Annotated in this window: 14 protein-coding genes and 1 tRNA gene; 5 read left to right on the top strand and 10 right to left on the bottom strand. The window is 40.2% G+C overall.

The window, feature by feature from the left end:
* Nucleotides 1-20: 20 nt before the first annotated feature.
* The 3 genes from purL to ACTB1O_RS00845 form a co-directional block, all read right to left on the bottom strand.
* Nucleotides 21-2,093 (bottom strand): phosphoribosylformylglycinamidine synthase subunit PurL, encoded by a 2,073-nt coding sequence (gene purL, locus ACTB1O_RS00855; RefSeq protein ID WP_462993250.1) that lies wholly within the window; start codon nt 2,091-2,093, stop codon nt 21-23.
* 115 nt (nt 2,094-2,208) lie between these two features.
* Nucleotides 2,209-2,589, bottom strand: coding sequence for a response regulator (locus ACTB1O_RS00850; RefSeq protein WP_462993249.1), 381 nt, complete (start codon nt 2,587-2,589; stop codon nt 2,209-2,211).
* A 43-nt stretch (nt 2,590-2,632) separates the two neighbouring features.
* Nucleotides 2,633-5,392, bottom strand: coding sequence for a sensor histidine kinase (locus tag ACTB1O_RS00845; RefSeq protein ID WP_462993248.1), 2,760 nt, complete (start codon nt 5,390-5,392; stop codon nt 2,633-2,635).
* A 442-nt stretch (nt 5,393-5,834) separates the two neighbouring features.
* Here ACTB1O_RS00845 and ACTB1O_RS00840 point away from each other — a divergent pair, with 442 nt between their 5' ends.
* Nucleotides 5,835-6,443 (top strand): translation initiation factor IF-2 subunit beta, encoded by a 609-nt coding sequence (locus ACTB1O_RS00840; protein ID WP_462993247.1) that lies wholly within the window; start codon nt 5,835-5,837, stop codon nt 6,441-6,443.
* Nucleotides 6,444-6,592: 149 nt separating this feature from the next.
* Here the strand turns inward: ACTB1O_RS00840 and ACTB1O_RS00835 are convergent, their stop codons facing one another.
* From ACTB1O_RS00835 to ACTB1O_RS00815, 5 genes are all read right to left on the bottom strand, one after another.
* A complete protein-coding gene (locus tag ACTB1O_RS00835) occupies nt 6,593-6,883 on the bottom strand; it encodes a DNA-directed RNA polymerase subunit L (RefSeq protein ID WP_462993246.1) in 291 nt (96 codons plus the stop codon).
* Between the two features lie 68 nt (nt 6,884-6,951).
* Entirely contained in the window at nt 6,952-7,671 is a 720-nt protein-coding gene (locus ACTB1O_RS00830; RefSeq protein ID WP_462993245.1) for an MBL fold metallo-hydrolase, read from the bottom strand.
* On the bottom strand, nt 7,668-8,954 hold the full coding sequence (locus ACTB1O_RS00825) for an ATP-binding protein (protein ID WP_462993244.1): 1,287 nt from the start codon (nt 8,952-8,954) through the stop codon (nt 7,668-7,670). Before ACTB1O_RS00825 ends, ACTB1O_RS00830 begins: the two co-directional genes overlap by 4 nt.
* A gap of 66 nt (nt 8,955-9,020) precedes the next feature.
* On the bottom strand, nt 9,021-9,896 hold the full coding sequence (gene map, locus ACTB1O_RS00820) for a type II methionyl aminopeptidase (RefSeq protein ID WP_462993243.1): 876 nt from the start codon (nt 9,894-9,896) through the stop codon (nt 9,021-9,023).
* Nucleotides 9,896-11,023 (bottom strand): M24 family metallopeptidase, encoded by a 1,128-nt coding sequence (locus ACTB1O_RS00815; RefSeq protein ID WP_462993242.1) that lies wholly within the window; start codon nt 11,021-11,023, stop codon nt 9,896-9,898. The genes map and ACTB1O_RS00815 overlap by 1 nt, the downstream gene beginning before the upstream one ends.
* A gap of 74 nt (nt 11,024-11,097) precedes the next feature.
* On the opposite strand from ACTB1O_RS00815, the gene ACTB1O_RS00810 reads away from it, so the two are divergent.
* From ACTB1O_RS00810 to ACTB1O_RS00800, 3 genes are all read left to right on the top strand, one after another.
* Nucleotides 11,098-11,328 carry a hypothetical protein gene (locus tag ACTB1O_RS00810; protein ID WP_462993241.1) on the top strand — a complete coding sequence of 77 codons (231 nt, stop codon included), beginning with the start codon at nt 11,098-11,100 and terminating at the stop codon, nt 11,326-11,328.
* Nucleotides 11,329-11,567: 239 nt separating this feature from the next.
* Complete coding sequence (locus ACTB1O_RS00805; protein ID WP_462993240.1) at nt 11,568-11,876, top strand: winged helix-turn-helix transcriptional regulator; 309 nt, start codon at nt 11,568-11,570, stop codon at nt 11,874-11,876.
* A gap of 49 nt (nt 11,877-11,925) precedes the next feature.
* Nucleotides 11,926-11,998 (top strand) — tRNA-Asn (locus ACTB1O_RS00800).
* 75 nt (nt 11,999-12,073) lie between these two features.
* Here the strand turns inward: ACTB1O_RS00800 and ACTB1O_RS00795 are convergent.
* Together ACTB1O_RS00795 and ACTB1O_RS00790 are read right to left on the bottom strand one after the other, a co-directional pair.
* Nucleotides 12,074-12,694, bottom strand: a complete 621-nt coding sequence (locus tag ACTB1O_RS00795; protein WP_462993239.1) for a hypothetical protein — start codon at nt 12,692-12,694, stop codon at nt 12,074-12,076.
* Nucleotides 12,695-13,239: 545 nt separating this feature from the next.
* A complete protein-coding gene (locus ACTB1O_RS00790; RefSeq protein ID WP_462993238.1) occupies nt 13,240-13,377 on the bottom strand; it encodes a zinc ribbon-containing protein in 138 nt (45 codons plus the stop codon).
* 218 nt (nt 13,378-13,595) lie between these two features.
* On the opposite strand from ACTB1O_RS00790, the gene ACTB1O_RS00785 reads away from it, so the two are divergent.
* On the top strand, nt 13,596-13,979 hold the full coding sequence (locus ACTB1O_RS00785) for a hypothetical protein (protein WP_462993237.1): 384 nt from the start codon (nt 13,596-13,598) through the stop codon (nt 13,977-13,979).
* The last annotated feature ends 188 nt before the right edge of the window (nt 13,980-14,167 follow it).

Genomic DNA, 14,167 nt, shown 5'->3' with positions numbered 1-14,167 from the left:
AATTTAACCGCAACAGCAGATTAAAATTTCATCAGTCTTGTTGTTGATGAGAGCCATTCGTCCAGCTCCGCTTTTGTTATCTCAACATCGCCGTCATCTGTATGAATAAGAAGTGAACTGCCGCCTGCAACACCAAGATGCCTGAAATCAACTCCTGAAAGTTTATTTTCATCCTCATATGCAATCAAAAAGCGGCCGTATGACTCAGAGAAAAGTTCATCAAATGCACATCCTTTAATTTTAATATCACATGCAGGTGCAAACGAAGAAAGAGCACCTATCAGCCCGCCTTTTGATATATCGATTGCGGAATATACTGCTTCTGAGTTTACAAGCTTCCTTACAGTCTCAAGGACAGATGTGTCAGGTATCCCCGGAGCATTTCCGCCGCATCCTGTCAGGAGATCAAGCATGGAGCCTCCAAACTCCGGCCTTGTAGTGCCGATTATTCCAAGTTTCATTCCTGTTTTTGGCTTTTTAAAAGTCCTCAGCGGCCCCTTTCCGGCCATCCCTATACAGGGTGTCGGAAGAATCCGGGTGTCAAACTCATCGGATTCATTGTAAAGAGATACATTGCCGCCGACTACAGGCACATCAAGCTCTCTGCACATATCGCCCATTCCGCGTACACATTCCTTTATCTGCCAGAATATAGTCTCATGAACAGGACTTGCAAAATTAAGGCAGTTGACGATGCAAAGAGGCTCTGCACCCATTGCAGCGAGATTTGCGGCATTCTCATAGACCGCATTTGCACAGCCCTCATAAGGCTTTAATACAATCTGTCTCGGACTGCACCCGCAGGATAGATGAAGTGCCGCATCACCAAGGCGAATCACGCCTGCGCCCCCTTCTGTTGATACTGTCCTCAGCTGAACATCGTGATCATACTGTCTTTTGACCCATTCCTTTGAAGCAACATCGGGATGAACAAGAATCATATTGCAGAGGGTCTTTAAGTCCTCTCCAGGTTTAATAAACGGTTGTTCAGCTGAATATGAAACTCCGTCCCATTCCTCCTCGGGTGCTCCCCCGACCAGAAGATCTACAGGGAGGTCACATACAACCTGGCCGTGGAAGGTAATTACATACCGCTTCTCTTCTGTGACCTCACCGATATCACTCCATCTGAGATCATACTTCTCAATTATTGAACAGATCTCTTTGAGATCATCAGGCGCCACCTCAACAAGCATCCTCTCCTGGGATTCGGCGAGCATTATCTCAACCTCATTCATCCCCTCTTCACGGAGATGAACCTTGTCAGCCGCAATCCTTGCACCGAAATCACCCGACATCTCTGATGATGCGCCGGCAAGACCTGCGGCACCGAGATCCCTGCATGAAAGAATCTTTCCTGTTTCTGCAAGCTCCAGTGTAGCCTCGATAAGAAGCTTTTCTGTAAACGGATCACCCACCTGAACAGCAGGCCTGTCCTCTGCTTCTGAATCCTCGGAGAGATCACGTGATGCAAAGGATGCTCCCCCGAGACCGTCTCTTCCTGTTGATGAACCATACAGAATGAGACGGTTTTTAGGACTCTTGACCCGTGCGGTAAGATATTTGTCAGGATGAACAACACCCACACAGACAACGTTTACAAGCGGATTGCCGCTGTAGTTGTCGTCGAATGTAAGTTCACCCCTTACAATCGGAACTCCTATACAGTTTCCGTAATCCCCTATTCCACTCACAACATGCTCGAAAAGATAGCGGTTCTTCTCGCCTTCAAGATCGCCGAAATATAAAGGATCCATCAGTGCAACAGGCCTTGAGCCCATTGATATTATATCCCTTACAATTCCTCCGACACCTGTTGCCGCACCATCATATGGGTCAACATAGCTCGGGTGATTGTGAGACTCCATTCCTATTGCAATTGCAATGTCATCGGAAAATTTGACAATGGCGGCATCATCTCCGGGCCCGAGCAGAACATTTTCACCTGTGGTCGGGAGGGTGCGCAGGAGCGGTTTTGTGGAACGGTATGAACAATGTTCACTCCAGAGGTTTTCAAAACACGCCATTTCCAGATCAGAAAGAGATCTTCCTATTTCCTTTTCAATATATTCGATATCGCGGGAACACAGCATAATTGGTAAAATATGTGTCTTTATGAACAGATAATAGATGCCCAAACATTTTTTTCAGAGCACAAAAAATAAAGGGCACAGCCCGGCAGGAAACAGGGTTGAAAAAAATTGATTGTTATTGATTTAGAGCTATTTTTATAGCCATATTAAGTTCAAAGTCCTCAAAAGGCTTTGCGATGTATCCCGAGGGTTTTGTCTTTATCGCACGTCCGATTATCTCATCCTCCATATGTGAGCTTAGATATATGACAGGAATATCCACGTTTTTAGCCCTGATCTTTTCAACAGCCTCTATCCCGTCAAATTCCCCGGGAAGAGTTATGTCCATTAATATCAGGTCGGGACAGTAGCTTTCCGCAACTTCAACACCTTCTTCTCCTGTACCTGCGATGTGATAATTTTTGTATCCCATCTCCTTTAACCGCCACTGGATAAGATCAGCAAGGATTTCGTCATCCTCCACCACCAGAATTTTTATTTCTCCCAAATCTTCCACATCTCCCTTATATTACAGATTTTATCAGTTATATCATAAATATCTACTCAGAATCATCCTTTGCGAATCTGTAGTTTTCAGGCGGGATTGTTATCTCAAACCTTGCACCCTCACCGGGAATACCGGTTTCAGCGATAATAAGACCTGTGATGCTTAAGATCTCCTTTGTCAGGAAAAGTCCGAGCCCTGTGTTGCTTCCAAAACCATGATCAAAGATTCTGCTTTTTAAGTTTTCAGGGACACCCACACCATTGTCCTGAATTACAACAACACCCTTTTCCGCTGCCTTTTTAAAAGAGAGATCAATAGTGGTCACAGTTTTTCCGTGACGATCTGCGTTGTCGATAAGATTGAAGAATATTTTTTCAAGCATAGGATCTGCATATACCTCAAGTGGTCCGCAGTTGACATTGAATGAAACACCCATATTTTTGGCCTTTGCCTTCATCTTCATGGCAATTTCATCAACCCTCTGCCAGTGCGGACTTTCAACACCGACATTGTGATAATCCCTTGTAAAAGTGATCTGCTCTTTAATATTTCCGGATGCCTGCTTTATGCGTTCAAGGTGGTGTATTAACTCCTCATTTCCCGCCACTTTCTTAAACATAAGATCTGTAAACCCGTTTATGCCTGCTATCTGATTGAGGATATCATGCCTCGTTATACTTGAAAGAAGGTTTAATTTCCGGTTAGCTTCGTATATTGCATCCTGGTACTGCTTAATCTGGGTAATATCCTGCATAATACCAACAATTCTTAAAGGAATCCCCTCACAATCCCATTCCGCAATTTTTCCTATCACATTTATCCATTTGTACGTGCCGTTTTTGCACTTCATATGATATTCGGATTCAAAATGATGACTTTCAGGATCAAAACCTTTCTCCTCGACATCAATTACATCGGTGAAGAATTCCATGACATCAGAGAAGAACTGGACCTGAAGAATCTCTCTCCAGTCAGAATGGTTGTCATCCTTATCAACCAGGGGATAACCAAACATCTCCCTGTAATTTCCTGCAAAATACATCTGGTCATCGTCCATATCCCAGTCCCATACACAGACACCGGCACCCTGAATTGCAAGATTCAGCCTCTCCTCACTTACAAGGAGAGCTTCTTCCATCTTTTTTCTGCCTGAAATATCAATTCCTATACCTCTTGCACCCAGAATTTCACCTGCCTTTTCAATAAGGCTCACATAAATAAGTATAGGGAATTTTGTTCCGTCAGACCTCTGCGCAGTATACTCATACGCCCTTTGAGAGTTCATCCCGGTAAGCATCCATGAAAAACTCTCTCTTGCCCTCTCCCGGTCTTCAGAAACAATAACATCCACGAAGTTTATACCATTCAGAAATTCTTCCTTTTCAATCCCGAAAGATTCAAATGCATTTTTATTGGCAAAAGTTATAAAACCCTCTTTGTCAAGCTCAAAGACTATCTGGGGCAGGAGATCGGTTAGATTTCTAAACCTTTTCTCACTTTCAATAAGTGCTTCCTGAGCCTTTTTCTTTTCAGTAATATCCCTGACAACAGACTGAATTATCCCTTTTTCACCAGAAACCAGACTTGCACTCACATCAACAATAACACTGCTGCCGTCTTTTTTAAGCATTTCAGTCTCAAAAAAAAGATTGCTCTTATTTTCTATCTCAGACAATCTTGATTTTATAGAATCAAGGGAAGAAACAGGATAGAAATCATAAATGATCCGTGAAAGGACGTCATCGCGGTTGGATCCCACCAAAGATATAAAACGTTCATTAACATCGATTATTTTGCCGTTCTTGGAAAAGACTATGACAGCATCGTTTGAATTTTCAAAGAGACTACGATAATTTTTCTCACTGTTTTTTAGAGCAGTCTCCATCTCTTTCCTCTGGCTGATATCAACTGCAATGCCACGAAGTCCCTTTATTTCAGAGTCTGCGAATATATAGCTCAGACTCATCATTACCTGAAAAAAAGAGCCGTCCTTTCTTTTCCCGATATACTCAGTAGCACCTACAATATGACCTGTTAAAAACCATTCATAATTATGTTTTGCTCTCTCATTTTCAGAATCTGCTAAAATATCCCAGAGTTTCATGCCGGAAATAAGTTCATCCGGCTCATATCCAAACATATTGAGCGAATAACGAGTTGCAAATGTTATAGAGCCCTCATTGTCAAGTTCGAATATCATCTCGGGGATCTGATTTGTAAGAACACGAAAGCGGTTTTCACTCTCTTCAAGGTAAATTAAAGCCTCTTTTTTCTCTGTTATATCTCTAAGGAATACATGCACATAACCCTCTTCGGAGTCTGTTATCCTCAAATTTACATCAAAATACCTTTTTTTACCACCAGGTACTGTAACAGAAGTCTCAAAGTTTGCCCGCCCGGTTTTAATTACTAATTCTCCTGAATCCTCAAAGACAGATGTGCCAAATACCGGAGTTAGATCGCCAAGCGTCATACCCTTATGGCACACCCCATAAAGACCGAACAACTCTTTTGCATTTTTGTTGCATATGAGAATTTCACCAGCCAGATTATGAACGAATACCGAATCATTCGTATTTTCAAAAAGGTTCTTGTAATTTTTCTTGAATTCACGGAGTTTTGATTTACTTGAATTAAGATCTTCTGTAAGAACAGTTAATCCGGTACCTATAGCAATAAAAGCAAAAAAGAAAAGAATCCCTGTCTCCAAATCATATATTTTGGGATATGAAAAGAAAAATACCACTGCAAGGTATAATATTCCCAGAGATAATGAAATTTTTAAACCGTTTTCAGGGTATTTGTAAACCATAAAGAAGAGCGGGAAAAAGAAAATATGAGAGATAAACAATGTAATGCCATCACTAAAAAGATAGAGGGCAATCTCGGAGATAAATATTGTAAATATCAGTACCCCGAAAATAATGTAACTCCCTAAAGGGCTTAATTTTTTTCTCCCCTGTTTTTTTAAATATGCTTTATCCAAAGACAATTTTCTTTCACCGCGATATTGATTGCAGGCCGCAGGATTTTTTCCTGATAATGACACCTGCTCTTTTTAATATAACAGATTATGGTTATCAGAAATAACTGTTCCTTTTTATCATAAAGTCAGATTTTGCTCTTTTGACCAGGGAAATAATTATTGGAATTTTAATTATCATAATCCATACCTGAAAAAAATCAGGGGAAATTTTCAAAACATTATGCTAAAAAAAGCATAATTAATACCGGTGGATGCATATAAGTATATCATGACTGACCCATATGAATCTCTTTTAAAGGAGGCATATACCAATATCACCGAAAAGTCGGGTGATGAAGGCCGTTTTTCAGTGCCGGACGCCAGAGTTTACATCGAGGGAAAGACAACAGTTCTTGAAAACTTTTCAGAAATAGTATCCGTTCTCAGAAGAGATCAGGATCACATAATGAAATATTTCCTCGGAGAACTTGGTACTGCAGGAAAAATCGACGGAAACAGAGCAATATTTAACGGAAAGTTTGATAAAACACAGATAGCGGCCTTAATTGACAAGTACACTGAAGATTACGTCATATGTTCCGAATGTGGAAAACCTGATACAAGACTGGTCAAAGAGGGAAGAATCAACACCCTCAGATGTGATGCATGCGGCGGTCACAGACCTGTCAGAAAGAGAAAGGCCAAGGCAATGATTGCCAATCAGATCGAAGAGGGGGCCGAGATGAATGTCGAGATTCAGTTCCTCTCTAAGCGTGGTGACGGTGTTGCAAAGGTCGGAAAATATACAATATATGTGGCAGGTACAAAACCGGGCCAGAATGTGAGGGTTAAAATTACAAGGGTAGCCGGATCAATAGGCTTTACGCAGAAGTTATAAAAATATACACAATACTTTTTTTAAATCACAAAAAAACCTTAGAATATAACACAATAGTGCCCCGTAAACATTTAAAGGACAGCCGGAAAATAATCTTTCAGGCGCTTTTTTAGGATATAATAATAGATCAAAGGAAAAAATAAAAAATATCAGGCTTTTGAAACCTGTTTAATGAGCTTTCCACACTCTTTTGTAAGAGCTTCAGCAGCTTTTTTAATAACATCAACGGGGTCTTTTTTCTTTTTTGTTTTCACAACGAGAATCGGATCTGTGAAGATATATTCATGGTAATACTGGGCAACGTCCACATTGGGATTTTTAAGAATCTCTTCCTTTAATGCGTTCATATAGGTATGGCTTTCACCGACAAAAGCAATTTTTGCCATATCGTCAGTCAGCTCAATGATCTTTATCTCCATAGGTAACCATACATTTGGCATTCAGACAAGTATAATATTATTGGTCTTGCATGAAAAACAGGTGAAATGCCGATTTTTTGTAAACGGAGTTATATATCAAATACAGCCCCGTCAACTGCCGTATGTGCCCAGTTAAACGGAATGTTATGACTCATATGAACCAGATGGAATTCCTTTGCACCAAGACTTTCTGCAATTGAGAGCGCTTCTGAATAATTCATGTGTTTTCCGATATGAACATCAGGAGGCATCAGGGCATCCAGAAAGAGAATATCGCAGCCTTTTAAGGCATCTTTGGTTTTTTGGGACAGATTATCATTTGTGTCAGATGTATATCCGATTTTTTTGCCGCCGCACTCCATTAAAATTCCACAGGTATACATTGGCGGATGATTAACCTCAAGGAATGTGAATTTTATCCCGTAAAGTTCAAAGGGTTCATATGGTTCACACCTGTTCTTTTCAAATTTAAGGAAATGAAAGAATTTTTCAATATCATCCATTGCACATTTTGCAGCATATGCAGGAGGAAATTTCTGAATCCTGTAAAATTCGTTGTATCCGCCGATATGATCATAATGTCCGTGAGTCCACAAAACAGCGTCAATTTTAGGCGCACCATTCTTTAAAAGCTGTCTTCTCAGATCAGGCGATGTATCTATCAGAATGTTGCGGCCCTCATTCCCGATTAAAAATGAGGTCCGGAGTCTCTCTCTTTTTTCATTTACTGCAAGTGTGCAGGTATCACAGCTGCATCCCACCTTTGGAGTACCTACGGTATCTCCGGTTCCAAGTATTGTTATCTTCATATTGAGACGCTCTGACGAATCAGATCCCTGTCACGAACGATACCCATACCCTGCTGTATGTCGGACTCTGTCATTACAAAGCTTTCACGCATAAGAGCAGAGATGACAGACTCTTTTATCATAATACGCAGATCCGCTCCGGTAAAACCCTCTGTTTCGGCTGCGAGATCATCATAATCACAGGTGCAGTCAAGCTCCTGTGTAATCTTTTGAAGTATCTGTTTCCTCATCTCAAAGTCAGGAAGGGGGAACTCCACAACATCATCAAACCGCCTCCATGCGGCATCGTCAAGCATAGAAGGATGGTTTGTGGCACCTATCAGAAGAACACCGTTTTTGACAAAACTGATTGTATCTATATTTTTAAGGAGCATGTTAACAGCACGCTTCATTGCCCCGTTATCCTCTGTCGTCCTGCTTCTTGCAACAAAGTCAAACTCATCTATGAAAAGTATGCAGGGAGAGAGTTTTATTGCAAGATCAAATATTCTGTCAATGTTCTTTGAGGTCTCACCAAGGTACTGGGATGTGACCATTGCAAGCCTCACCTCTAAAAGAGGCATTTTCAGCTTTTTTGCCATTGCAAGCGCAAGAGAAGTCTTTCCCGTTCCGGGAGGGCCTACAAACAGAAGTTTTCCAAGTTCGTAAATCCTGTGATCACGAAGATAATCGCGGTTTTTAAGCGCTATATTTATTTTTCTTATGGTTTCTTCCTGACGGGGTGTGCATACAAGATCATCAAGGGAGTATTCACCCTCTTCAGGTGAACTGATGAGGATAAGTCCGCGTGCAGCCAAAAGCTCCTCGTCAGTGCCTACAATCTCATCAACTCTGGACTCAAGATATTCTTTTGAATCAGTATAGCTTACAATTGAATTCTTTGCGGATTCATATGAAACACTGCCCGTGTTTGCCTGTTCATAATAATATGCCAGCACAGGGTTGGCAGCGATCAATTCTGCTGCCGATTCCTGTCTGAAAAACCATCCTGCCGCTGCATCAAGTGTTGAAATACCAAATCTCTTTCCGAAATCATCATATTTCACAAACGGGTTTTTGCTTACGGTCTGGTAAACTCCCTCCATTCCCAAAACCCTGTCTGCAACACTCTCACTTAGGGTAACAGGCCTTTCTATATCTGTATTACAACCCTTTGAGTCTGAAATTTTTCTGAACTTTTTCGGCAGATCATCCATATTCAGGTTTTCATATTTATTCAGGATATCGACGGTCAGCAAAAATTCCATTGTTTCTAAGGATTTAGAATCTGTTTCTAAAGACATGCGTACAACTTAATATATATCTCTCCGGTTGGGATAATGGTATCTCTGATATCAACCGGGCGGTTTTCAGGCGGTTGTAACTATACAACCGTCTTCTGTTACAATTACGGTGTGCTCTGCCTGTGAAACAAGAGAGCCGGGGATGTCATGAAGAACAGGATATCCCCTCAGTATGCCCTGCTGGCATAATCTTACAATGTTTATGTCGGTATTTTTATCACTGTACCATCTGCGTGAAAACGGCAGGGTCTTTCTCTTCTCAATATCTCTCAGCAGTTTTTTCGCACTGGGGAGTCTCACCGGTTTTTTTGAGATCTGACTGAATATTTCCGCTCTAGGTCCGTCTGACACATGACCACTGCCTGTTGTTGCAAAAGGCTCTATTGCGAATGTCATCCCTTCTTCGATCAAAGTGCCGCCGTTTATTGCAACACTTGGAATTGTCGGGATTCCGTGAAGGAGGTAATGGCCGAGACCATGTCCGGTTAAGTTTGAGACCGGGAGATAACCCCGGCTTTCAATCTCATGCTGTATTACAGCACCGAGCTCACCTGTTCTGATACCGGGCTTTACAAGGGCAAGTGCGGCATTTAAAGCACTTCTGGATGCTTCAACCAGAAGAGGATTTTCTCCGAGGTCAACTGTCACCGCTGTATCTGCGACATAGCCGTTCATGTGAACTCCGAGATCAACCTTTACCACATCTCCTGCCGAAAACTCCCGCATATCACCTTTTGATGCGGTGTCGTGTGCTGCCGCATCATTTAGTGAAATATTTAGGGGAAATGCAATCTCCCCGCCTTCGGATATTATTTCAGCTTCGGTCTCCTCTACGAGATCCAATATTAAAACACCCGGTTTTACCTTTGAAGCCGCTTTGTCGCGTAATTTTTTGGCAAGTTCTCCTGCTGCCATGTAGCTTTCAAGTATATCTTCGTCCATTATATCCTGAGCACCTCTTTATAATTTGTAAAACAGTCATATCCGTTCTCCCCGACAAGCCCTATATCCTCAAGTCTTACGCCGCCTGCTTTTTTATAATACAGACCTGGTTCGACCGTTACAATATTTCCGCTTTCCAGTTCACCCCCGGAAGGTGAAAGGGATGGGGACTCGTGAACTGCAAGACCGACACCGTGACCAAGACTGTGAATAAACCCTTCAGTTTCGGTTTTGTATCCGGAATCATCAAAGAATTTCAGAACAGCGTTATGAACAGATTTTCCGGTTGCTTTTGACCGAATCATATCTTTTGCAAGTTCTTTGCCTTCATATACTGTTTTGTACATATCCCCGATCTCAGAGGAAGGTTCTCCCCTGACAACAGTCCGTGTCATATCAGCATAGTAGCCGGTTTTGACATCACTTGGAAATATATCAATTATGACAGGCTCGTTCTCTAAAATCACGCCGCCTCCGGTGCAGTGAGGCATTGAAGTCTCAGGGCCGCATGAGATTATTGTATCCCTTGCAACAAACCCTTTTTTTAAGAGAAAACACTCCATCTCGCCACGAAGGTAATCTGATGTTAAGGGTATATCACCGATACAGAGTTCCCCGTTATCAGAGTCTGCGTTTTTGATCATTGATATGACAAAATCCATCGCCTCATCTGTTGCCTTCTGACAGCGGCGGATGATCTTAATCTCTTCGGGTTTTTTCACAGAACGAATCTGCTCAACTGTTCCCCTGTCGACTTTCACCTTACAGAATTTTTCAAGCTCTCTTGCCAGAATCAAAGGGAAGTCACGCGGCACAAGCACATTTCCGCCTGCCAGTTCGGCAATCATTCTCGCCTGGGCGGTATAATGATCCGGCTCTGTTTCAAGGTAGCCGAAATAACCTGCTTCGCCGCGTGTCATCACATTGCACCCGGATTCTGATAATGCGCGCGTCTTTTCCATCTGCGGTACGATGAGGGTTCCGCATCTTTCCGGATGCCTTATAAAAAGAACGGGATCACTAACGCAAAATCCCGTAAGATACCGCATATCAGGATTATCCGAAGATGCGAACATAACGTATGCCTTCGCATCCGCATTTTCTGTCGACCTGTCAAGGGAATTCATAATAATGCTTTACCCTTACTATTCGATTCATAATTAGAAGTAATTTTACCAACTGACGTACTATTTTTAGGATAATGAATGCATCAGCAGAAAGAACACTAAAGATGAAATTCGCCAAGCTGACAATGATGCTAAACGGGATATTTTTCCTCGCTGCACTTTCAATTCTGGCATTTTTCGGCCTGATTCCATTCTATAGTCTTCAGATATCAGCTATATGCGCAATTGTTGCAGTTGTTTTAATTGTGCTGTTTATCAGGCACTATAAGAATGATAAAGCATGGCTCAGCGAGCAGGAAGACTAAAAAGGATAAGAAGACCGGAATCATAGAGATAAAAAAAGAAAAGGAAACGGTTTAAATTATTGCAACTGACAATGATTTTACCGGGGTCTGCGGGTATATTAACTTACCAGACTTTCCGGCAGATGCAGATATAATATCAGGAATATCATATAACATCAATAAATGCAGAATATCATCCAAAAAAATAAGAAATAAAATAAAGGGATTAAAGCGCCCTTCATGCCAAAGGAGAGATAATTGTGCTTCAGAAACTTTTAACCGAGATAGAGCTTGTCGGAAGACATCTTGAAGTGATTCAGGTTGTGGAAGAGAATCAGCCGATTGGAATTCTAAAACTATCTGAGATCCTAAACATTCCTTCCCACCGTGTGCGCTACTCACTCAAGGTTTTAGAGCAGCTGGGTTACATCAAAGCATCGCCATCAGGGGCGGTTGCAACCGAAAAAGCACTTGATCTGGTCAGCAATATGGATGAAGAAATCGATTCATTAATAGCAATACTTGAGTCTGTGAAGAAAAGAAACTCAACCAAATTTAAGAATCTTTAAAAGCTTAGAAGTAAACCTCTATTGGCAACTTACATGGTAAATTGCGCAAGCCTCCATAACTCAGTTGGTAGAGTGTCTGGCTGTTAACCAGAATGTCACAGGTTCGAGTCCTGTTGGGGGCGCTTTCATTTTTTTGAGATATTATTCCATACTAAGAAAATCAGATAACCCTAAAATAAGTATATTCTGATTACTTTTCATTTCCTTAAGACAATAACTTCAGGGAAATGCTGTTTCAGGCCATATTCCCAGTCATTATATCTGTCTTCTGCCACCTGAACGGTAAAAAGAACAACAATAAGATAAGGATAATCCTGTAAATACCTGTGACATTTTCCAAATATTGTTTCAAGATCCTTTGAAGATGTCGGGCCTTTTATTTCAATCGCAATATTATCAACGATAATATCAGGTCTTGAATATCCTTTTTGGACCTCAATATCTATAAAAGAGTTTGGAAAATGGGATTTCAGCCACCCGGTCAATTCAATCTGATAATATTTTTCCTCATTATAAACTCTTAAAGGATTAAAATCTCGGATAGAAGATATCAAATCATCAAAAATATTAGTGAAGGAAGTATCCTCAAACAGATCCCCGACATCTAAGAATTCATTATTTTGTTTTGGAATTGTTTTGTTGATCTCTTCCTTTTTTTCAAAATAATTTTTTTCTCTGGAAATTTCCATCTGTTTTTCTTCAGCTTCGATATCCCGGATATTAATCTGATGACTCTTTGCATATTTTTTAATTTCTTCAAGACTCAGTTTATGGGCAGAATATTCAACCCAGTCAATTTTGGTCAGCCTTATCTTCACAAAATTTCCTGTTTCAAAATTGTATTTTTCATTATTAGGTTTTCCAATTTTGTAATATTTACATAAGTTTTGTAGCATCCTAACTTCAAAACGCCTTAAAATAGATTCTTTTAAATATTTACTATCATTATTTGCCTGTTTGTTTAATGAATAATTATTATGGATATTCTTTACTCCCCGATTTATTTTCTTCAAAAAACCCTCTTTGCCCGTCATTTGTCAATCAGTTTTTTTTATATATTTAATTGAGATTAATTCTTTCCTTCTCACAATCCCCCGGAACAAAACATCAAAAAAAATCGATAATACAAAAGAACATCATAAGGATTAAGAATTTGAGCTCAAAAATGCCAACATGATTTCAATATGCACCGCCTGATACAGAGATGCCCGTCCATCCCTGCGAAGGGCTGTTATATCTCCTGATTAGAAACTAAACCAACAAAAGCATGAGGAAATAAAAAATGGGCAGGCAATGGCATGATAAAAATTATCTCACTTTAGAGAGTTTATCTTAAGAGAAAAAATAGAATAAGATTTTAAAATTACTTTCTGAACTCACAATTGTTGCATGTTGAACAAGGTGGCAATACATCAGTTTTGTCATCAAGTCTTTTTTGCGCTCCGCATTTGGTGCATGTGTAAGTTCCAATTCCGGGTTTTTCCCCACATTTATAAGTCATTTTTTGATCAATCCCCTGAACTTAAATTAATAAGTTCAATGAATTGTTTGCTATAAGCTGACTTAATATTTATCTGGAATATCTCACACCACAGCTCCCTATCCTCCCGGAACTAATCAATCATAGTCTGAAATAAAAAAGGGCAGGCGGTTCCAGAAAAAAATTTAAAAGTTTCTTGGCAGATAATTTTAAGATTATAAAAACAAAAAGATGATTTGATGTCATCAGAGCCACTTTTAGAATTATTAAAGGAAAAATCAATAATTGAAAAGATTAAAATTCATTTTTTATCAAAAGATAAAATTGCTGATATGCAGAATGAATTGATAAATAACTATCAGCCTGCTTATAGAGACTATATTCTTATTGAGAAAAAAGAAACAGATTCTGGTTCTTTATTCTTCCTTGAATTGTTTGAAGAGAGAATTAAATCACTTCCTAATGAGACGCTTTATGACCTAAATGAATATTGGAGGAAATATAACACTTCCAAATCTGAAAACAAAAAATTTTACTGGGATCTTTTGTTAAATTCAACTCAATGGTCTTACAGTATTAATGGTTGGGGGAGAGAAAAATTAATAGAATCAATAAAAAAATAAACAGCTCCCTATCCTCCCGGAACTAACCAACAAAAGCATGAGGCAATACATAAGGAGCAGACCTCTAAAATAAAAATCACCTGATGCAGGGATGCCTGTCCATCCCTATGAATGCCGTTATAGTTTATGACTTGAAAATACTAAAATACTGAAAACAAAGATGGCTGACATTCAAATTTTACTATCAG

Source organism: Methanomicrobium sp., from assembly GCF_055145805.1.
The sequence above is the reverse complement of the archived record's forward strand: the minus strand, read 5'-3'. Positions and strand labels throughout refer to the sequence as shown.